A 20,185-nucleotide genomic window follows, 5' to 3' on the forward strand; every position below is an offset into this window, starting at 1 on the left:
CCTGCCGGTTCCAGTCCTGGGGCCACCCGCCTGCCTGCCCCATGGATGCCGGGCCGGGCGGACGAGGTGGTTCCGCTGCTGCCAACCGGCATCTTCGACGGATTCGGCGGGGCGAAAGCATGACGGACGAGAACGAGACGGCCCATTACGACGGCCCTTCCGGCGGCTGGGGCTCTCTGCGGGGCATCTCGCGCATCTTTGGCAAGGAGTGGAACACGCCGCTCGCGATGGAAACGCTGATGCGGCAGAACAAGCCGCGCGGCTTCATGTGCGTCTCGTGCTCCTGGACCAAGCCGGCGGATTATCACACCTTCGAATTCTGCGAGAACGGCGCGAAGGCCACGCTGTGGGACCTGACGACCCGTCGCTGCACCCCGGAATTCTTCGCCAAGCACTCGCTGACCGAGTTGCGCGAGTGGAAGGACTACGACCTCGAGCAGCAGGGCCGTCTTACCCATCCCCTGCGCTATGATCGCGAGACGGATCGCTACGTGCCCTGTGATTGGGATGAGGCCTTCCAGGGCATCGCGCGGGAACTCCGCGCGCTCGACCCGAAATCCGTCATCTTCTACTCCTCCGGCCGCGCGAGCCTGGAGACCGCCTATTTGTATGCGCTGTTCGCGCGGATGTACGGCAACAACAACCTGCCCGACAGCTCGAACATGTGCCACGAGACGACCTCGGTGGCCCTGAAGAAGGTGATCGGCGCCAGCGTAGGCACGGTGGTCTTCGACGACCTGCAGAACTGCGATTGCATGTTCTTCTTTGGCCAGAACACCGGCTCGAACAGCCCGCGCTTCCTCCACCCGTTGCAGGAAGCCGCGAAGCGCGGTGTGAAGATCATCACCTTCAACCCCGTGCGGGAGAAGGGTCTGGAGTTCTTCACCAACCCGCAGAGTCCCTATGAGATGCTGACGGGCAAGGAGACCCGGATCAGCTGCCAGTACCACCAGGTCCGGTCGGGTGGGGACATCGCCGTCATGCTGGGCATCTGCAAGCATGTCTTCGCGGCGGATGACGCGGCGAAGAAGGACGGCAGGCGAGTGCTGGACGTGGACTTCATCCAGCAGCACACCACCGGGCTGGAGGAATTCGAGGCCAAGGTCCGCGCGACCTCCTGGGAGGAGATCGAGCGCGAATCAGGCCTGACGCGGGACGCCATCGAGAGCGCGGCCCAGGTCTATGTCGAATCCGACCGGACCATCGCCATCTACGGCATGGGCCTGACGCAGCACGCTCATGGCTTCGAGAATGTGGCGATGCTGGTCAACATGCTCCTGCTCAAAGGCAATATTGGCCGCGATGGCACAGGCGTCTCGCCAGTACGCGGCCATTCCAATGTGCAGGGCCAGCGCACGGTCGGCATCTCCGAGAAACCCGAGCTGGTGCCGCTGGACAGGATCGCAAAACAGTTCGGCTTTGAGCCGCCCCGCGACAAGGGCATGAACACGGTCGAGGCCTGTAAGGGCATCCTCTCCGGCAAGGTCAGTTCCTTCATCGGCCTTGGCGGCAATTTCGTGCGCGCCATCCCCGAGCGCGACAAGATGGAGCAGGCCTGGACGAAGTTGCGCCTGACCGTGCAGATCGCCACCAAGCTGAACCGCAGCCATCTCGTGAATGGCGAGGTTGCCTATCTCCTGCCTTGCCTCAGCCGCACGGAGGAGGACATCCAGGCAAGCGGTCCCCAGGCCGTCACCATGGAAGACACCTTCAGCTGCATCCATGGCTCCATCGCTCGCCGCAAGCCGGCCAGCGAACATCTGCGATCCGAGCCTGCCATCGTGGCCGGCATCGCCAAGGCGACGCTGCCGCCGAATCCGAAGGTGAAGTGGGATGAATGGGTCGGCAACTACGCCCTGATCCGTGACCTCATTGCGGAAACCTATCCGGAGGAGTTCCACGACTTCAACGACCGGATGTTCACGCCCGGCGGCTTCTATCGCGGCAACTCAGCACGTGAGCGGATTTGGAAGACGGAAGCCGGCAAGGCGATCTTCACCACGCCGAAGGTGATGTCGGGCGCGCGCTTCCCTGACGCGCCGGGCCGTTACCGCCTGATCACGCTGCGCAGCAACGACCAGTTCAACACCACGATTTACGGCTACAGCGACCGGCTGCGCGGCATTGAGGGAACCCGCGACGTACTCCTGATCAACCCCGCGGAGATGGAACGCGCGGGGCTGCATGCGGGGCAGGTGGTCTCGCTGGTCAGCGATGCCGAGGATGACGTGGAACGGGAGGTATTCGGCCTGAAGGTGCAGCCCTTCGATCTGCCGGATGGCTGCCTCGGCGCCTACTACCCCGAGATGAACCCCCTCATGCCGGTTTGGCACCACGACGAGCAGTCCAAGACCCCCGCGGCGAAGTCGGTGCCGGTGCGGATCAGGACCACCAGTGAGACCGGCCCGGTCTCGGAGCGGCTGGAGCCGCCAGGCCATTCCACGACCACGCCGGAAGGCCCGATCCCGCAACCCTGATTGGTCCCCGCCTCGGTGCAGGCGAACGGCCCGGCCTGAACCGGCCGGGCCGGCGCGTCACTCCACGACGATGCGCGGCCCGGTTCCACCACCCGCCGCGCTCGCCTTGGCCCAGACCCGGTCCGCGATGGCGCGGTAGGCCGCGGCCTCCTCGGAATCCGGCGCTGCCAGCACCACCGGGCGGCCCTGGTCCGAATGCTCGCGGATCGCCAATTTCAGCGGCAGTTCCCCCAGGAACTCCACGCCAAGCCGCGCCGCCTCGGCCCGCGCGCCGCCATGGCCGAACACATCGGTACGGTGGTTACAGTTTGGGCAGCAGAAATAGCTCATATTCTCCACGAGCCCGAGCACCGGAACGTTCACCTTCTCGAACATCCGGATCCCGCGCCTCGCGTCCAGCAGCGCCACATCCTGCGGGGTGGAGACGATCACCGCGCCCCGCAGCGCGACACGCTGGGAAAGGGTGAGCTGCGCGTCACCCGTGCCCGGCGGCATGTCCACCACCATCACGTCCAGCGCGCCCCATTCCACCTGGGACATCATCTGCTCCAGCGCGCCCATCACCATGGGGCCGCGCCAGATCATCGCCGTCTCCTGGTCCACCAGGAAGCCGATCGACATGGCCTTCAGCCCCCAGCGGGCGATCGGATGAATCCGGTTTCCGTCCGTGCGCGGCCGCTCATTGGTGCCGAGCATCTGCGGCAGGGAGGGGCCGTAGATATCCGCATCCAGCAGCCCCACCCGAAGCCCCTTCTGGGCCAGGGCCACGGCCAGGTTCACCGCCGTGGTGGACTTTCCCACCCCGCCCTTGCCAGAGGCGACCGCGATCACCGCGCCCACATCCCCCAGCAGCATGGCCGCCTGCGGCCGCCCGCCATGGGCATGCGGCCCGCCCTGGCCCTGTGGGGCGGCCGGGGGAGGGGAGGGGGCCGCCGGCCGGTGCGCCGTCAGCACCACCGTGGCCGAGATCACGCCCGGCACGGCGCGCACCGTTCGCTCCACCGCCGCCCGCAGCGGCTCCATCTCCCGCGCCCGCTCCCGCGGCACCGCGACCTCCACCTGGACCATGCCGTCCCGCACCGCGACCCCGCCTATCATCCCGGCTGAGATGATGTCCCGGCCCGTCCCCGGCTCCCGCACCGTGGCCAGCGCCGCCCGCACCGCCGCCTCCAACCCGCTCACCATCGCTTGAAAACCCCTGGAACCCGGCCAACATGGCGATCTGCCCGGCCTGCCCCCGGTTCAAGGGGATCAGGGCCGCGAATGCCATATGGGCGGCCCCCACCCTGCGCAAGCGGACGGGGCCGTCCTGTTATTGAGGGAGAGTGAACGGCCTATGCCGTGGAACAACAGCGGCGGACCGAGCCCCTGGGGGTCGCCTGGCGGCGGCAACCGTCCGCAAGGTCCCTGGGGCGTCCCGCCGACCGGTGGAGGCAGCGGCCGTGGCCCGGATCTGGATGACGCCATCCGCCAGGCGCAGGACGCCGTACGGCGCTGGCTGCCCGGCTTCGGGCGGGGCGGCCGGAGCGGTGGCCGGGGTCTTGCCATTTTTGCCGTGCTGGCCATTGCCGCCTGGGGCGCCTCCGGCTTCTACCGTGTCCAGCCGGACGAGCAGGGTGTGGTCATGCGCTTCGGCGCCTTCACCCGCACCACGCCGCCTGGCCTGAATTACCACATTCCCTGGCCGGTCGAGAGCGTGACGACCCCGCGCGTCACCCGCATCAACCGCATCGATATCGGCTTCCGCAGTGCCGTCGATTCCGGCGCTATCGTGCAGCGCCCGACCCCGTCCCGCGACGTGCTCGAGGAAAGCATGATGCTGACCGGGGACGAGAACATCATCGACATCGACTTCGCTGTCTTCTGGCGCATCCGCGATGCCGGCGAGTACCTGTTCAACGCGCGCAACCCCGACGTGACCGTGAAGTCGGCTGCCGAAAGCATGATGCGCGAGGTGATCGGCCGCACCCCGATCCAGCCCGCGCTGACTGAGGCGCGCGCGCAGATCGAGCAGCAGGTCCGCCTGGGCACCCAGGCAGTCCTCGACCAGTACAAGGCGGGAATTGAGGTCACCCAGATCCAGCTCCAGAAGGTCGATCCGCCCAATGCGGTGATCGAGGCCTTCCGCGACGTGCAGCGCGCGGCGGCAGACCGGGAGCGCGCCCGCAACGAGGCCGAGGCCTATCGCAACGACATCATCCCGCGTGCGCGAGGCGAGGCGGAGCGGATGGTGCAGGAGGCGCAGGGCCAGAAGGACAGCCAGATTGCCCGAGCCAAGGGCGAGGCGCAGCGCTTCATCTCCGTCCTCTCCTCCTACCAGACGTCCAAGGACGTCACGATGCGCCGCATCTATATGGAAACGATGGAGGAGATCCTCCGCCGCAACCCGAAGATCATCGTGGACGACCGGCTGCAGGGCCTCGTGCCCCTGCTGAACCTTGATGCCGCCCGGCCGTCGCAGCCTGCGCCGACCCGCAACGCCGCACCGCCCGCCAACGGCGCCGCCACCCAGGCGCGCCCGGCGCAGCCGGGGATCGCCCGATGAACCGCCTCACCATCACTGCCGTCGCGGCCGCGGTCGTGCTCGCCACCGCCGCCTCCTCGCTCTTCACCGTGCAGCAGACGCAGCAGGTGCTCATCACGCAGTTCGGCGAGCCGAAGCGCGTGATCCAGGAGCCCGGCCTGCATGTGAAGGTTCCTTTCATCCAGAGCGTGATCGCCCTTGATCGCCGTCTTCTGGATTACGAGGCGCCGGGCGAGGAGCTGATCCTTGGCGACCAGCGCCGCCTTATCGTCGACACCTTCACCCGCTTCCGGATCACCGACCCGCTGCTCTTCTTCCAGACAGTGGGCGTGGCCGAGAACGGCATCCGTGGCCGCCTCGCCTCCATTGTCTCGTCCTCGCTGCGCCGCGTGCTCGGCAGCGAGTCCCTGCTCAACGTCCTCTCGGCCCGCCGCCTGCAGATCATGAACGAAATCCGGGACCAGGTGAATCGAGAGGCGCAGCGCTTCGGGATCGAGGTGGAGGATGTCCGCATCCGCCGCGCCGACCTGCCGGAGGAGAATACCCAGGCCATCCTCTCGCGCATGCAGTCCGAGCGCGAGCGAGTGGCCCGCGAGCAGCGCGCGGAGGGTGCTGAGCAGGGGGCCCGTATCCGCGCCGCGGCCGATCGCGACCGCTCCGTGCTGTTTGCCGAGGCCCAGGCCCAGGCCGACATCCTGCGCGGCCAGGGCGAGCAGGAAGCCATCCGCATCTCGGCCGATGCCTTCCAGCGCGACCCGGAGTTCTTCGCTTTCTGGCGGGCCATGCAGGCCTATCGCGAGGCGTTTGCGGAGGGCGGTGAAACCCGCCTCCTCCTCTCTCCGGAGAGTGACTTCTTCAGCTTCTTCCGGGAGCTTCCCACCACAGGACCATCCCTGGCAGCTCCGGCTACTGCACCAGCCGCTCCGGCTCCGGCTCCGGCCCCGGTCCCGGCTCCCGCCCAGGCTCCCGGCACCGGGGGCTGATTTTCTGGCCAGACCGACGGCCCGTTCCAAATCGGGACGGGCCGTCGCCTTCGCACCCACCCGTGATCGGTCCGGTCGCCCTTTGTAACAGGCAGGCCCTTTCGCGCCGCGCGGATTGGTCCAATCTGCGGACACACGCTCCCGGCGCTGAGCATTGGGCCCGAGCCCCAGGCTCCGCGTCCGGCCACACGAAGCCCGAAGGGAAACCGCCCTTGCGACTCCGCATGCCGATCGCCGCCACCCTTGCCCTGATCGGGGCGCTGGCGGCGGCGCCCCTGACCCCCGTCCTCGCACAGACTCCGATGCAGGGCGCCCCGAACTCCTTCCGCCCGCTGGCGCAGCAGCTTCTGCCTGCCGTGGTCAGCGTGCAGGTCAGCACCAGCCCCGCTGCCCGCAACGCCCAGCGCCCCGACGCGCCGGACGCCCCCCAGGCCCCGCCCGGCAGCCCCTTCGAGGAATTCTTCCGCGACTTCCTTGAGCGTAACCGCCCGCCCGGCGCCCGGCCCGGCCCCTCGCCGCAGCAGCGCCGCGGCACGTCGCTCGGCTCCGGCTTCATCATCGATGCCGACAAGAAGTTCGTGGTTACCAACAACCACGTCGTCGAGGGCGGCAGCGAGATCAATGTCGTTCTGAGCGACAACACGACCCTGCCGGCCGAGCTGGTCGGCACCGACCCGCGCACCGACATTGCCCTGCTGCGGATCAAGACCGACCGCCAGCTCACGGCGGTCGAGTTCGGAAACTCCGACGAGGCCCAGGTGGGTGACTGGGTGCTGGCCATCGGCAACCCCTTCGGCCTCTCCTCCTCCGTCTCGGCCGGTATCGTCTCCGCCCGCTCGCGCGATATCCGCCAGGGCCTCTATGACGACTTCATCCAGACGGACGCCGCCATCAACCGCGGCAATTCCGGTGGCCCGCTTTTCGACATGAACGGCAAGGTCGTGGGCATCAACACCGCGATCTACTCGCCCTCCGGCGGATCGATTGGCATCGGCTTCGCGATCCCGTCCAATCTCGCCCGGGGCATCGTGACGCAGCTTGAGGAGACCGGGCGTGTCCGCCGCGGCTGGCTCGGCGTGAACATTCAGCAGGTGACGGATGAGATCGCGGAGAGCCTCGGCCTGAAGCCCACCCGCGGCGCCCTCGTCGCCCGCGCGCAGGAGGACGGCCCGGCCTATAAGGGCGGCATCCGCAACGGCGACGTGATCCTGCGCTTCAATGGCCAGGAGGTGCGGGAGATGCGTAACCTTCCGCGCATCGTCGCCGAAACCCGCGTCGGTGCGGAGGTTCCCGTGGTCCTCTGGCGTGATGGCAAGGAGGCAACGGTGAACGTGACCGTCGCCGAGCTGCCCGCCGAGCAGGCGGAGGCGAATGCGCGCAGCGGCCCGGCACCCCGCAGTGAGGTGGTGACGCTGAGTGGCCTGGGCCTGAAGGTCGGCCCGATCACCCCGGAGGCCCGGGAGCGTTTCAGCCTTCGCCCGGAGCAGCGCGGCGTGCTCATCACCGAGGTGGAGCCGGGCAGCAACGCTTCCGAACGCGACCTGCGCCCCGGCGACGTGATCGTCGAGGTGCAGCAGGAGCGCGTGAATACCCCGCAGGAGGTGGAGGCCCGCATCGAGGCTCTGCGCCGGCAGAACCGTGCCAGTGCCCTGCTGCTGGTCGAGGGTCAGCAGGGACAGCGTTTCGTGCCGCTGCGGATCCGTCAGGAGGGGAATCAGCGCCAGCCCTGAAGGCGGCTTCAGCCCGAAACAGGACGGGGCGCCGGCATGGCCGGCGCCCCGTCTTCTTTTGCCTCGGTTGAACCCGCGAGACTTCACCATTCCGGCGGGAGCCCCGTGGGCGATCCGGCCGGCGGGCCGTCAGCTTCGCTCGTAGAGCAGCCGCGCCCGGACCGTTCCCGGCAGTGCACGCAGTTCTGCCAGCACGGCCCGCGCATCCCGCAGCCCTTCCGCGTCCACCACCACATAGCCAATCTGCGGGTCCGTCTGCAGATACTGGCCGGCGATGTTCGCGCCGTGCCGCGCGAATACCTCGTTGATTGCGACCAGCGTGCCCGGGTTGTTTCCATGCACATGCAGGAAGCGCGCCCCGCGCGGCCGCGCGGGCAGCACCGCCTCCGGGAAGTTCACCGCGCCCAGGGTCGCGCCGGTATCGGAGTAATCGATCAGCTTCCGCCCGGTCTCCTCGCCGATGCGCGACTGCGCCTCGATCGTGCTGCCGCCGATATGCGGCGTCAGGATCACGTTGCGCAGGCCTTGCAGCGGCGTATGGAAGGGATCGGTGTTCTTCTCCGGCTCTTCCGGGAAGACGTCCACGGCCATGCCGTGCAGATGGCCCGATTCCACGGCCGCCTTGGCTGCATCCAGGTCCACCACGCGCCCACGGGCATTGTTGATCAGCACGGAGCCCGGCTTCATTAGCGCGAGCTCCTCGGCGCCAATCAGGTTCTGCGTCGCCGCCGTATCCGGCACATGCAGTGTCACGACATCCGCTACCTCCAGCAGAGCGCGGAGCGACGGCATGGACTGCGCATTGCCATGCGGCAGCTTGGGGATCACGTCGTAATAGATCACGCGCATGCCGAAGGCTTCGGCCAGCACCGAGATCTGCGCCCCGATATTACCATAGCCGACGATGCCCAGCGTCTTGCCGCGCACCTCCCGGCTATCCGCCGCCGACTTGTCCCACACACCCATATGCGCGGCATTGGAGCGGACGGGGATGCCGCGCAGCAGCATCACGATCTCGCCCATCACCAGTTCGGCCACGGAACGCGTGTTGGAGAAGGGCGCGTTGAACACGGGAATGCCGCGGGCCCGGGCAGCCGCCAGGTTCACCTGGTCCGTGCCGATGCAAAAGCAGCCGATGGCGATCAGCCGGTCCGCCTCGGCCAGCACTGCCTCGGTCACCTGGGTGCGGGACCGGATGCCAAGCAGGTGGACGCCCTTGATGGCTTCCTTCAGCGAGGCCTCGTCCAGCGCCTTCTTCTCACGCCGGATGTTGGAATAGCCCGCGGCGTTGAGGGTCGCGACCGCGCTGTCGGAAATACCTTCCAGCAGCAGGACGCGGATCTTGTCCTTGGATAGGGAAATGGGGGCGGGGGAGGGAAGGGCGTCGGGCATGGCGGTTCAATGGGATGCCGCAACCGCCCTTGCAAGCACAACCCCGCCCGGCGCGGGTCTGGGCCGCCTCCTGTAATGATCAGCCGAGATTGGCGCGGATTGTGGCCGCCATTTCCTCAGGCGGCACGCCGGGCCGGAACAACGCCCGCAGCGACCCGTCCCGCCCCATCAGATAGGTATAGGACGAGTGGTCCATCAGGTAGTCCGAGGCGCCGGACGGGTTCGCTTTATTGTAGTAGACCCGCCAGGCCCGTGCCGCCCGGGCCACCTGCTCCGGCGTGCCCGTCAGCCCGGTAATGGAGGGGTGGAACAGGGCCACGTAGTCCTTGACCTTGGCCGGCGTGTCCCGCTCCGGGTCCACGGTGATGAAGACCGGCCGTACCTGGTCCGCCTGCGGCCCGAGCAGGTCCATGGCCTGTGCCACCGCCTGCAGCTCGGTCGGGCAGACATCGGGGCAGAAGGTGTAGCCGAAGAAGATCAGCGCCAGCTTGCCGCGAAGATCCTCCTGCGTGACCGTCTTCCCATCCCCGTCCACCAGGGTGAAGGGGCCGCCGATGGACACGCCGCCCGGCACCGCCACGCCCCCTGCGCTGGGCGCCGGCGCATTCCCCAGCAGCCGGGCGAAGGAGGCGCCTATCCCCTCTCCGGGTCGCCGGGCGAGGAAGGCCCCGCCCCAGATTGCCCCAAGGGCCAGGATGAGCAGGAGTGCGGCGATGCGAAGGGCGCGGGTCATAGCCCGGCATATAGCGCAGCAAATGCAACGGGGGACGGGGTACAGGCGTTCCAGTGCCTGTCGTTCCGCGTCCGCCCCGCCGGAATCTCCGGCCCCATCCGGAAAAGCCAGGCAAGAGAAGGAAGACTGCCGATGCCCGCACAGCCGGGGACCGACCAATCCAAGCGCGACCCTGCGCTGGAAGTTCTGGCGGAGATCGCCAACGACAATCTTGCCGAACGGCTGCGTCACCGTGCGGCGGCCCGCATTCTTGTGGCCGCGCGCCATGTCGGCGCCATGATCGCCGAGCGCGGCAACGCGCATCAGCCGGTATCCGAGCACTTGGTGGACTATCTGGCCGCCGAGTGGGATCCCCGCACCGTGACGGCGCTGGAATATGCCGAGATGCTGCCCGTCCGCGTGCTGGACGGCTTGCTCGGCGCCGCGCCGCGCTGGGCCCGTGCGATGCGCGACCGGATCGACGGCCAGCTTCCGGGCGCCGCCGCGGCCTGATCCGTCCCCCTTTCTTCTGAGAACACACCGGCCCGTTAAGCCGGTTTTCACCGCCCCGATGGATCCTCCGCCGCGTCAGAACGACGCGAGCGGAACCACGAATGTCCATCGTGGCTGCGGGCATGATGCCCGCCACGATTTTGGAGAACGGGCGAGCCGGCGACTGGTCCGCCAGCTTCACCCTTTCCGGCAGCGCCGGCATCACCGATGTCGCGCTGACCGGTCCGGATGCCGCACTGTTCGAGGCGGCGCTCGACGCTGCCGGCCAGGTCACGATCACCCCGATCGGTGCGCTGGACCGTGAGGCTTACGGCCCCGGCGCAGATCCGATTCTCAGCTTCGGCCTCTCCGTTCGGGCGGATGGAATCTGGCAGGCGGTGGAGGGTGGCTGGTCCGTCACCCTGCGTGACCTCGACGACACCGCGCCCTCCGGCCTGCGCTTCTCGACAGGCGGCGCCGTGCTGGAGACGGATATCGGCGGCACCATCGGCTCCCTGCTGGCCGACGACCCCGACAGTTCCCGAGGCAGCCTCGAGTACCGCGTCCTCTGGCCCGATTCGGCCGAGTTCGAGATCGTCGGCACCACGCTGAAGCTGCGGGAAGGTGTGGACCTGCTTCGCCAGGGCGGCACTGTGCGAGAAGTGATGATCGCCGTCTCGGACGGGTTGAACGAGGCGGCCTTCACCATTGGCGTGACGGTGGTCAACGTGACGGACCAGGACGGCCCGCCCTCGCCGCCCGCTTCTCCACCGACGTCTCCGCCCGCTTCACCGCCCGCTTCATCGCCAGTCTCGCCACCGCCTCCTCCTCCACCCCTGCCGCCGTCCCCACCACCACCTCTTCCACCGCCACCGCCACCGCCACCGCCACCGCCACCGCCACCGCCGCCGCCGCCGCCTCCTGCCGAGATCGTGGTCGTCCACACGGGCAACGACACCGCAGTGGCGGAGGGCGGCGCGACGGATGCCTTCACCGTCAATCTTTCCTACAGGCCCAGCGCAACGGTGAGCGTGACGCTCACCGTCGGCGCTGACCTCATGCTGGCCCGTGGCTACAGCAGCAGCTTCGGCAAGACGGTCACCTTCGCCATTGCGCCGGACGACTGGTACAAGCCACGCACTGTCATCGTCTCAGCTGTAGACGACGCCCTGCATGAGGGAACGGAGACGGCAGGGATTACCATCACCATCGCCAGCGCCGACGCGGACTTCGCGGCCATCATCGGCGCCGGCCTGGACGTCACCGTCCATGACAACGACGCGCCGCCGCCACCGCCACCACCGATCCTCGTGCCAGGTGGGAAGGAAAGCTGGGGTGTCATGTCACCACAGGGCGATGCGGTGCTCGTGCAGCCAGCCGCCGAAGTGGCCGGCGTCAGCAAGGTCGGCAATGATTTGTTGCTGACCTGGTATGATGGAACAGCCACCTTGTTGTCGGGCGCCACGAGGCTCGTCTTCCAGGAAGGACATCTCGTCTTCGACGGCACCGCCAACGGTGCCCGGGCGCTTCGTGCCTATCGGGCCATCCAGGGTACCACACCATCGGCCGATGCCGTGGCCCATACGGCGGCGCTGCTGGAGCAGGGCGTGCCAATGATCGCCGTCACCGCTTCATTGCTGGGTACGGCGGAGTGGTTATCCCGCAGCGCCGGCCTGTCCATCCGGCAGCAGATCGAGCTGATCTACAAGGACGTCATCGGCTACGCCGCTCCGTCGGATGCCCTGAACTATCTTCTCTGGGCATCCAGCGTGGGCGTACCACTTTACGATCTGGCCGCGATGCTGATCGACACACCGGAAGCGGCCCGGTTCAGCGAACAGCGAAACCCCGAGGGCGTGTGGGTGATGGACCAGGCCGAGCGTGAGGTCGTGCGGGCCTATGACGCCGTCCTCGACATGGCGCCGGACCCGGCGTCACTCGCGCGCTGGACTCTGCTGCTCAAATCGGGAAGCCTCGCCCCCAGCGATATCTACCATTATCTGAGCGCCACGGAGCTGTTCCACGCCCGGCATGGCGGGCAATCCAACGCCGAATTCGTGGCAAGCGCCTATGAACAGGCGCTGGAGCGCCCGGGCACTGCCGCCGAGCTGAAATGGTCGACCGACCTGCTGGATCAGGGAAAGGCGACGCGGTTCGACATCATGTTCTCCCTTGGCCTCGACCAGCCCGTCATCGGTGAGGCGCCCGGCAGCGCAGCACAGGCCCAGAGCATCACGTACCCGACCCACCAGACCGGGGGTGCGATCCTGCATCGCGGGGAGTCGCTGGCCGACACCGCGCTTTCGGCAACGGGCCATGCGGTGACCACCCGCGCCGCCGGGGAGATCTCCCGGATCGACCTGGCGCCCGACGGCCTCGTGCTACATTGGCTTGGCGGCGAGACCCTGAGAATGGACCCGGTCGAGGATCTCACGATGGCTGATGGCCGCCTGGCGCTGGATGGCGCAGCCCAGCCTGCCATCGTCGCCAATCTTTACGAAGCCACCATCGGCTTCGCACCGACCGCGGCGCGCAGCGCGCTCTTCGAAAGCTGGCTCGATGCGGGTTGGACGCTCGCCAATGTCGCGGCCACCTTCCTGGCCACCCCGGAGTCGCAATCCTTCCTGGCAGGGCTGGACCTGGCCGGGCAGGTGCGCGCCATCTACACGAGCATGCTCGGCTTCGCCCCATCGGCCGAAGCAATGGCCTATCTGGTGGGCATCCGGCAGCTGGGCGTGCCGCTGGCGGATGTCGCCGCCTGGCTCGCCACCCTGCCCGAGGCCACATCCGCCTTTGAGGCAAGCCATCCGGCCGGTGTCTGGGTGCCCGATCTCGCGGCTGCCGCCGTGGTGCGGGCCTATGACTCCATGCTGGACATGGCGCCGGACCCGGGAAGCCTGCTGATCTGGAGGGACGCCGTGGCCCGCGAGCCTGGGGCGCTGGCCCTGCTCTATGAAACCCTCATGGGGACGGAAATGCATGCCGCGCTCTATGCCGGCCTGAGCGCCGAGGCCTGGGTTGCCGGCCATTACCATGCCGCGCTCGAGCGGGATGCGACGCCTGCGGAGCTCGCCCATTCCACGGGCCTGGTCGCGAGCGGCGCCGTCTCCTATCTCGCCATGGCGGTCGCGATCGGCGAATTGCAGCCGCTGCCCGAACTCCACCGCGTGACCACGAGCAGCATCGACCTGTTCTGACCCATGCTCACGGAGTAGGGGAAACCTCTCGTTTCAGGCAGCGCAGGGTGAAGGCGCTGCGCGTGTGCCGCACCCCCGGCAGGCGGTAAATCTTCTCGCGAAGTAGGCTCTCATAACCCGCCGTGCCGCCCACCGCTGCCTTGATGATGTAGTCGTACTCTCCGGTGACGAGATAGCATTCCAGGATCTCCGGAATTCCCTGCACGGCCTCCTCGAAGCGGCGCAGCGCCGTCTCGTCATGCTTCTCCATCATTACTTCCAGGAACACCGTATCCGGCATGCCCAGCGCTGCCTGGTCCAGCAGCGCCGCATAGCCCTTGATGATCCCCGCGGCCTCCAGCCGTCGCACCCGTGTCCAGCAGGGGGAAGGGGAGAGCCCCACCTCCTCCGCCAGCTCGGCATTGGAGAGCCGTCCGCGCCGTACAAGCGCGCGCAGGATACGCCGGTCCGTCGCGTCCATGGTTCTCGCCCTCCCGCAGAAGCTTCTTCTGTCTTTTCGGCGGCGCACAACAGAAAACAGGACAAAAGCGCCGCGACTTCTGGCCCATGCTCTCCCATATCGGAAAAGAGAACGAGCCCCGGAAGAGGGCCAACCAAGGAGCCGTCTATGGGAAGCGTGCAACGGACCGCCCTCAGGCTGGAGGACCGCTGGGAATCCAGCACTGACCCTGTCCTGATGACCGGCATCCAGGCCCTGGTCCGCCTGCCGCTGGAACAGCGCGCCCTGGACCGTGCCGCCGGCCACGACACCGCCGGCTTCATCACCGGATATCGCGGCAGCCCCCTCGGCGGCTACGACAAGGAGCTGCAGAAGCAGGCGAAGCGCCTGGCCGAGGCCGGGATCGTCTTCCAGCCCGGCCTGAATGAGGACCTTGCCGCCACGGCCGCCTGGGGTAGCCAGCAATCCCGGTTGTTCAACGACGGGAAGAAGGATGGCGTCTTCGCCATCTGGTACGGCAAGGGCCCGGGCGTGGACCGCAGCGGCGATGCGTTGCGCCACGCCAACATGGCCGGCACATCGCCGCTCGGCGGCGTGCTGGCGCTGGCGGGCGATGACCCCTCCGCCAAGTCCTCCACCGTCGCCAATGCTTCCGATCACGCCTTCATGGATCTGGAAATTCCCTTTCTCGACCCGTCGGGCGTGGGCGAGATCCTGGAATTTGGCTTGAAGGGCATCGCCCTGTCCCGCTTTGCCGGCACCTGGGCCGCGATGAAATGCGTGGCCGATACCATGGACGCCAGCGCCACCTTCAGAATCAACCCGGCCTGGACCCCCGTCATCCCCGAAGGAAATTTTGAGGGCGAGGACGGCCGCCATATCCGCTTGCGCGACATCGTGCTCGCCCAGGAACGCCGCCTGCGCCTGACGCGCCTGCCCGCCGCCATTGCCTTCGCACGGGCGAACGGGCTGGACCGCGTCGTGCTGGACTCTCCACGTGCCCGCTTCGGCATCGCCGCGCGTGGCAAGGCCTATGCAACCCTCCGCCAGGCCATGCTCGATCTCGGCCTGGATGACACCGCCGCCCGGTTGCTCGGCCTGCGCATCTGGAAAGTTGGCCTCGCTTGGCCGCTGGACGCCGAAGCGGCCCGGGCCTTTGCCAGCGGGCTGGAGGAAATCCTCGTCGTCGAGGATCGCCGCTCCTTCCTTGAAGCCCAGCTCCGCGACGCCCTCTACGGCCTGCCGGGCGCCCCGCGCATCACCGGCAAACGCAATGCCGACGGCACACCGCTTCTCTCGGAACTGACGGAACTCGACGCCGCCGCCGTCGCCCGCGCCCTCGATGCCCGCCTGCCGCGTGAAGGGCGGCCCGAACGCATGGCCGCCCGCCTCACGGCGCTCACGGCCCTGGCCGAGGCCGCGCGGGCGCCCATCACCCTGCGCCAGCCCTGGTTCTGCCCGGGCTGCCCGCACAACAGCTCCACAAAGGTGCCCGAGGGCTCCCGCGCCATGGCCGGCATCGGCTGCCACTACATGGCCACCTGGATGGACCGCTCCACCGAGGTCTTCACCCAGATGGGCGGGGAGGGGGCTCCCTGGCTCGGCCAGATGAGTTTCGTGGAAGCGCCCCATGTTTTCGCGAATATCGGCGACGGCACCTATTCGCATTCCGGCAGCCTGGCCATTCGCGCCGCCATCGCTGCCAAGGCGAACATCACCTACAAGATCCTGGTGAACGGCGCCGTGGCCATGACCGGCGGCCAGACGCCGGAGGCCGAGATGACCGTGCCCCGCATCGCCGCCCAGATGGCGGCCGAGGGGGTTGCCGCCATTGCCGTCGTCTCCGACGATCCCACGCGGCACCAGGGCGATCCGCTGATGCCGAAGGGCATCGCCTACCACCACCGGGACCACCTCGACGCCGTGCAGAAGGAACTGCGCGAGACGAAGGGCGTGACAATCCTGATCTACGACCAGGAATGCGCCACCGAGCGCCGCCGCCACCGCAAGCGCGGTACCGCGCCGCAGGCCACGAAGCGCGTCGTCATCAACCCCCGCGTCTGCGAGGATTGCGGCGATTGCGGGACGCAATCCAACTGCCTGGCCGTGCAGCCCGTGCAGACCGAGTTCGGCCAGAAGCGCGCCATCGACCAGAGCGCCTGCAATCAGGACTTCTCCTGCCTGAAGGGCTTCTGCCCGTCCTTCGTGACACTCGAGGGCGCCGAGGTTGCAGCCCATCCCGAAGCCGCCGCGCCGGCCGAAGGCCTTCCCGATCCAACCCCACCGGCCCTGCGCGACGAGGCCTGGAACATCGTCCTCGCAGGCATTGGCGGCCAGGGCGTCACGGCCCTTTCCGCCATCCTCGCCATGGCCGCGCATATCGATGGCCGCCCCGTCCGCAGCATGGATCAGCTCGGTCTGGCCCAGAAGGGAGGTGGCGTGCAGGCCCAGCTTCGCATTGGGGCGGAAGGCGCGCCGCCCGAAACCCTGGCCGGCCCGCGCATCGGTGCCGGGCAGGCCGATCTGCTGATCGCCGCCGATGCCATCGGCGCTCATGGCCCGGCCGTCCGCCCGCTGCTTTCGCCCGACCGCACGGCCGCCGTGGTGAATGCCGATGTCGCAGCGACCGCGGGCTTCCTCCTCGGTGCGTCCCGCGCGGATGCCGGCGCCATCCTCGATAATCTCCGCGCCGTGTCGCGCGACCTCACCGCGCTCCCCGCCGCGCATCGCGTGGAGGAGACGCTGGGCGACGCCATCTTCCTCAACGTCTTCCTGCTCGGCACGGCCTTCCAGCGCGGCCTGCTTCCGATTTCCCGCATTGCCATCGAGCGCGCGCTTGAGCTGAACGGCACGGCTGTGGAGCGCAACAAGCAGGCCTTCGCCCTCGGCCGCGCCGCTGCCCTCGAAGCTCCGGCCGCACCGCGCGCGCCCGAAACGCTGGAGGCGCTGGTCGCCCGTCGCATGGCCGACCTCACAGCCTATCAGAGTGCCGCCTATGCGAGGGACTACGCTGACTATGTCGCCCGCATCCGTGCGACGCCCGGCGCGGATGAAGGCCTCGCCCGCGCCGTCGCCGTGCAACTCCATCGCCTGATGGCCTATAAGGACGAATACGAGGTTGCCCGCCTGCAGGCCGATGCCGGCTGGCAGGCCTCGCTGGACCGTCACTTCACGGGCACGCGGCGCAAGGTGCTGCATCTGGCGCCGCCCATGCTCTCCCGCACCGACCCCGATACGGGCCGCCCGGTGAAGCGCGCCTTTGGCCCCTGGATGCTCCACGCCATGTCGCTGCTGCGTCATGGCAAGGTCCTGCGCAGTACTGCCCTCGACCCCTTCGGCCATACCGAGGAGCGCCGCACTGAACGCGCCCTGATCCGGGAGTTCCGCGACGGGCTGGATGCGCTGCTTCCGCGCCTCGATGCCAGCACTCACGCCACCATCCAGGAATGGGTGGAGGCCTGGGCCGGTATCCGCGGCTTCGGCCCGATCAAGGCGGCCAACATTGCGAAGACCCGCCCGCGCCTGGCCGCCATTGCCGCCCGGCTCGACCTTCCCGCGCCGGTGCCCGCCCTGGCGGCCGAATGAGGCCCGTGGCCCGACGATCGGCCTTCCCGCGCGTTGCTTCCCCGCGCGAGCGGGGCCGGCACCCCGTCTGCGTTTCCATCACGCACGTCGGAGGCGGCCCGCATGTATGTCGAGATCGAGACAACCCGGCTGAAAGCTCCTGCCGAGGAGATGGTGCAGCGCTTGCGCGACCATGTCGTGCCGCTCCTCCAGGGCCGCCCGGGCCTCCAGGGGTATTGCGCCTTCGCCGCCGAGTCAGGCGACACCCTCCATGCCATCAGTCTTTTCGAAAGGAAGGAAAGCGCGGCGGAAACCCGCGAGCGCCTGCAGGAAGTAGCCGAGGCTCACCTGAGCGACCTTATGGCCTCGGCCGAATGCGTGGGTGGCGAGGCGGTGTTCCACGAGGTCGAGAACCCGCGCGAGCAGAGCAAGGACCGCCACCGCGCCCTTTTCGTGGTGATCCGCACCTATCACGGCCTGCCCGGCCAGACCGAGACGATGCATTCCATCGTCAGCGAGAAGACACTGCCGGCCATCGAGAACGCGCAAGGCTTCCGCGGCTTCTACGCCTTCCGGGACGAGGAGGTGCCGGACCGGGCCATCTCCGTTACCCTTTTCGACACGCGCGAGGACGCGCTGCGAACCCATGACGCGGTGCTGGCCATCATGCGGGAGCGCCTTGGCGACATGGCCTATGACTTGCCGGAGATGGTGGCGGGAGAAACCGCCGTGCTCGTCACCGCGTAGGGGAGGCCTGCGGCCTCGGTGCACCGTCGAGCGGCGCCGTCGTCCCGAAGGTCAGGACGCCCTGCGTCCCGGCCGCGGGATCCGAACTCCCCGTGAAGGCCAGGGCGAAATCCGGCCGTCCTGCCACGCCGGTGGAAAGCCGGTAGGTGATCTGCCGCGCCGCTCCGGCGCCCGGCACGGGCACTGTGCCGTCGAACGCGCGCGTCACCGTCAGCCCCGGCCGCGCCGTGTTTTCGGCCAGCCGCACGAACAGCGCCTCTGCCGTCTCCACATCCATGCGCTGCAACCGCATGGAGCAGGCGAGGGGCCGGGTGGTCAGTACCAGCACGATGCCCTGCACCGAGGCCCCGCGCGCGACCATAACCTGCCCCTGCGCGCCACGCAGCAGCGGCGCCGCGCGATCGGCGGGGATTTCGCTGAACCCGGCTTCCCGCGCCGCGGCCGCGCTATCCCCGCCCGTCAGCACACGCGAGCAAATTTGCAGGAAGCTGCCCACGGCGCCCGCCGTCTCCTCCGTCAGCGGTGCCGCGGCCCGTGCCGGCATCGCGAGGCCGAGCAGGAGAAGGAGGATTGGGAGGCGGGCGAGAAGGGGCATGCCTTCCAACCTAAGGCCGGATAGCCTCCGAACAACACAGGCGCCTGAAGGCCCCATCAGGAAACGCACCGAGGAAACCGCCCATGCCGCTCGACACGCCCAGCGCCTTCGACCTGCCGGAAGACACCAAGGCCCTGCGCGACACCGCCCTGGATTTCGCACGTGACGTCCTGGCGCCCAAGGCCCTGGAATGGGACGCCACGAAGCATTTCCCGGTGGAGGAGATGCGCCAGGCCGCCTCGCTCGGCATGGCCGCGCTCTATGTCCGCGAGGAATCCGGCGGTGCCGGTCTCACCCGCCTCGATGCCGCGGTGGTCTTCGAGGCGCTGGCCACCGGCTGCCCGGCCACCTCCGCCTTTCTTTCCATCCACAACATGGTGGCGTGGATGATTGACCGCTGGGGCACCGAGGCCCAGCGCGCCGAGCACCTGCCATCCCTCGTCACCATGGAGCGCCTAGCGTCTTATTGCCTCACCGAGCCGGGCTCCGGCAGCGACGCCGCCGCGCTCCGTACCCGCGCCGCCCGCGACAATGAGGGCTATGTCCTCAACGGCTCGAAGCAGTTCATCTCCGGCGCGGGAGCGTCGGATCTCTATCTCACCATGGTCCGTACAGGCGGGGAGGGGCCGGATGGCATTTCCGCCCTCCTCATCCCTAGAGAGACGCCCGGCCTTTCCTTCGGCGCCAATGAGAGAAAGATGGGCTGGAACGCCCAGCCCACCCGCACGATGGAATTCCAGGATGCCCGCGTCACCGCCGACGCCCTGCTGGGCGAGGAAGGCCGGGGCTTCCGCATGGCCATGGCAGGCCTGGATGGCGGCCGGCTGAACATTGCCGCCTGCTCCCTCGGCGGTGCCCAGCGCGCCCTCGACATCGCCCTGGACTACACGCGCGAGCGCCGCGCCTTCGGCAAGCCCGTCGCCGATTTCCAGGCCACCCAGTTCCGCCTGGCCGACATGGCCACGGAACTGGAGGCCGCCCGAGCCCTGCTCTGGCGCGCCTGCGCCAAGCTGGACGCCAAAGCCCCCGATGCCGGTGCCTTCTGTGCCATGGCCAAGCGCTTCGCCTCCGACACCGGCCACCGCGTCGCTGATGAGGCACTGCAACTGCTGGGGGGATATGGCTACCTGCACGACTACGGCGTGGAGAAGCTGGTCCGCGACCTCCGTGTCCACCGGATCCTTGAGGGCACGAACGAGATCATGCGCGTCATCATCGCCCGCCACATCCTTGGGCGTCGCTAAGCCTCGGGACGCCGCTGACGCTTCCGGCAGCCGGGGGAATTGGTTGACAAAATCGTGAGTGGTCGGCACCTTCCTGCAACGAATGGTTG

General features: G+C 68.3%; 14 protein-coding genes. 9 read left to right on the plus strand and 5 right to left on the minus strand.

Features of this window, described 5'->3' with window-relative positions; genetic code table 11:
• The first annotated feature begins 119 nt into the window (after positions 1–119).
• The gene (locus ACO1BU_RS03325) at positions 120–2,477 is read left to right on the plus strand and encodes an FdhF/YdeP family oxidoreductase (protein WP_424134471.1); all 2,358 of its coding nucleotides are present in this window, start codon (positions 120–122) and stop codon (positions 2,475–2,477) included.
• A 57-nt stretch (positions 2,478–2,534) separates the two neighbouring features.
• On the opposite strand, the gene ACO1BU_RS03330 is transcribed toward ACO1BU_RS03325, so the two are convergent.
• The gene (locus ACO1BU_RS03330; RefSeq protein WP_424134472.1) at positions 2,535–3,662 is read right to left on the minus strand and encodes an Mrp/NBP35 family ATP-binding protein; all 1,128 of its coding nucleotides are present in this window, start codon (positions 3,660–3,662) and stop codon (positions 2,535–2,537) included.
• 151 nt (positions 3,663–3,813) lie between these two features.
• Here ACO1BU_RS03330 and hflK point away from each other — a divergent pair, with 151 nt between their 5' ends.
• From hflK to ACO1BU_RS03345, 3 genes are all read left to right on the plus strand, one after another.
• A complete protein-coding gene (gene hflK, locus ACO1BU_RS03335) occupies positions 3,814–5,022 on the plus strand; it encodes an FtsH protease activity modulator HflK (protein WP_424134473.1) in 1,209 nt (402 codons plus the stop codon).
• Positions 5,019–5,984: a protease modulator HflC gene (gene hflC, locus ACO1BU_RS03340; RefSeq protein ID WP_424134474.1), complete on the plus strand. Its 966-nt coding sequence runs from the start codon at positions 5,019–5,021 to the stop codon at positions 5,982–5,984. The genes hflK and hflC overlap by 4 nt, the downstream gene beginning before the upstream one ends.
• A gap of 212 nt (positions 5,985–6,196) precedes the next feature.
• Positions 6,197–7,714: a DegQ family serine endoprotease gene (locus tag ACO1BU_RS03345; RefSeq protein WP_424134475.1), complete on the plus strand. Its 1,518-nt coding sequence runs from the start codon at positions 6,197–6,199 to the stop codon at positions 7,712–7,714.
• 129 nt (positions 7,715–7,843) lie between these two features.
• On the opposite strand, the gene serA is transcribed toward ACO1BU_RS03345, so the two are convergent.
• Entirely contained in the window at positions 7,844–9,106 is a 1,263-nt protein-coding gene (gene serA, locus ACO1BU_RS03350; protein WP_424134476.1) for a phosphoglycerate dehydrogenase, read from the minus strand.
• 79 nt (positions 9,107–9,185) lie between these two features.
• Positions 9,186–9,839 (minus strand): SCO family protein, encoded by a 654-nt coding sequence (locus tag ACO1BU_RS03355; protein ID WP_424134477.1) that lies wholly within the window; start codon positions 9,837–9,839, stop codon positions 9,186–9,188.
• Positions 9,840–9,971: 132 nt separating this feature from the next.
• On the opposite strand from ACO1BU_RS03355, the gene ACO1BU_RS03360 reads away from it, so the two are divergent.
• Together ACO1BU_RS03360 and ACO1BU_RS03365 are read left to right on the plus strand one after the other, a co-directional pair.
• Complete coding sequence (locus ACO1BU_RS03360; RefSeq protein ID WP_424134478.1) at positions 9,972–10,331, plus strand: hypothetical protein; 360 nt, start codon at positions 9,972–9,974, stop codon at positions 10,329–10,331.
• A 101-nt stretch (positions 10,332–10,432) separates the two neighbouring features.
• The gene (locus ACO1BU_RS03365) at positions 10,433–13,507 is read left to right on the plus strand and encodes a hypothetical protein (protein ID WP_424134479.1); all 3,075 of its coding nucleotides are present in this window, start codon (positions 10,433–10,435) and stop codon (positions 13,505–13,507) included.
• A 7-nt stretch (positions 13,508–13,514) separates the two neighbouring features.
• Here ACO1BU_RS03365 and ACO1BU_RS03370 read toward each other — a convergent pair whose 3' ends face one another.
• Entirely contained in the window at positions 13,515–13,967 is a 453-nt protein-coding gene (locus tag ACO1BU_RS03370) for an Lrp/AsnC family transcriptional regulator (RefSeq protein WP_424134480.1), read from the minus strand.
• 147 nt (positions 13,968–14,114) lie between these two features.
• Here ACO1BU_RS03370 and ACO1BU_RS03375 point away from each other — a divergent pair, with 147 nt between their 5' ends.
• Together ACO1BU_RS03375 and ACO1BU_RS03380 are read left to right on the plus strand one after the other, a co-directional pair.
• A complete protein-coding gene (locus ACO1BU_RS03375; RefSeq protein ID WP_424134481.1) occupies positions 14,115–17,531 on the plus strand; it encodes an indolepyruvate ferredoxin oxidoreductase family protein in 3,417 nt (1,138 codons plus the stop codon).
• 102 nt (positions 17,532–17,633) lie between these two features.
• Entirely contained in the window at positions 17,634–18,257 is a 624-nt protein-coding gene (locus ACO1BU_RS03380) for an antibiotic biosynthesis monooxygenase (RefSeq protein WP_424134482.1), read from the plus strand.
• Here ACO1BU_RS03380 and ACO1BU_RS03385 read toward each other — a convergent pair.
• Positions 18,247–18,852: an NMCC_0638 family (lipo)protein gene (locus ACO1BU_RS03385; protein ID WP_424134483.1), complete on the minus strand. Its 606-nt coding sequence runs from the start codon at positions 18,850–18,852 to the stop codon at positions 18,247–18,249. The genes ACO1BU_RS03380 and ACO1BU_RS03385 overlap by 11 nt on opposite strands.
• 83 nt (positions 18,853–18,935) lie before the next feature.
• Between ACO1BU_RS03385 and ACO1BU_RS03390 the strand changes: the two genes are divergently transcribed.
• Positions 18,936–20,096, plus strand: coding sequence for an acyl-CoA dehydrogenase family protein (locus ACO1BU_RS03390; protein ID WP_424134484.1), 1,161 nt, complete (start codon positions 18,936–18,938; stop codon positions 20,094–20,096).
• The last annotated feature ends 89 nt before the right edge of the window (positions 20,097–20,185 follow it).

This window comes from Roseomonas chloroacetimidivorans, from assembly GCF_049629625.1.
GTDB lineage: Bacteria > Pseudomonadota > Alphaproteobacteria > Acetobacterales > Acetobacteraceae > Roseomonas > Roseomonas chloroacetimidivorans.

Bases quoted from the DNA above. Each gene is read 5' to 3' on its own strand.
- ACO1BU_RS03355 (WP_424134477.1), bottom strand. From the start codon at position 9,839: ATGACCCGCGCCCTTCGCATCGCCGCACTCCTGCTCATCCTGGCCCTT.
- ACO1BU_RS03365 (WP_424134479.1), top strand. From the start codon at position 10,433: ATGTCCATCGTGGCTGCGGGCATGATGCCCGCCACGATTTTGGAGAAC.
- ACO1BU_RS03330 (WP_424134472.1), bottom strand. From the start codon at position 3,662: ATGGTGAGCGGGTTGGAGGCGGCGGTGCGGGCGGCGCTGGCCACGGTG.
- ACO1BU_RS03370 (WP_424134480.1), bottom strand. From the start codon at position 13,967: ATGGACGCGACGGACCGGCGTATCCTGCGCGCGCTTGTACGGCGCGGA.
- ACO1BU_RS03360 (WP_424134478.1), top strand. From the start codon at position 9,972: ATGCCCGCACAGCCGGGGACCGACCAATCCAAGCGCGACCCTGCGCTG.
- ACO1BU_RS03390 (WP_424134484.1), top strand. From the start codon at position 18,936: ATGCCGCTCGACACGCCCAGCGCCTTCGACCTGCCGGAAGACACCAAG.
- hflC (WP_424134474.1), top strand. From the start codon at position 5,019: ATGAACCGCCTCACCATCACTGCCGTCGCGGCCGCGGTCGTGCTCGCC.
- serA (WP_424134476.1), bottom strand. From the start codon at position 9,106: ATGCCCGACGCCCTTCCCTCCCCCGCCCCCATTTCCCTATCCAAGGAC.
- ACO1BU_RS03385 (WP_424134483.1), bottom strand. From the start codon at position 18,852: ATGCCCCTTCTCGCCCGCCTCCCAATCCTCCTTCTCCTGCTCGGCCTC.
- hflK (WP_424134473.1), top strand. From the start codon at position 3,814: ATGCCGTGGAACAACAGCGGCGGACCGAGCCCCTGGGGGTCGCCTGGC.
- ACO1BU_RS03325 (WP_424134471.1), top strand. From the start codon at position 120: ATGACGGACGAGAACGAGACGGCCCATTACGACGGCCCTTCCGGCGGC.
- ACO1BU_RS03380 (WP_424134482.1), top strand. From the start codon at position 17,634: ATGTATGTCGAGATCGAGACAACCCGGCTGAAAGCTCCTGCCGAGGAG.
- ACO1BU_RS03375 (WP_424134481.1), top strand. From the start codon at position 14,115: ATGGGAAGCGTGCAACGGACCGCCCTCAGGCTGGAGGACCGCTGGGAA.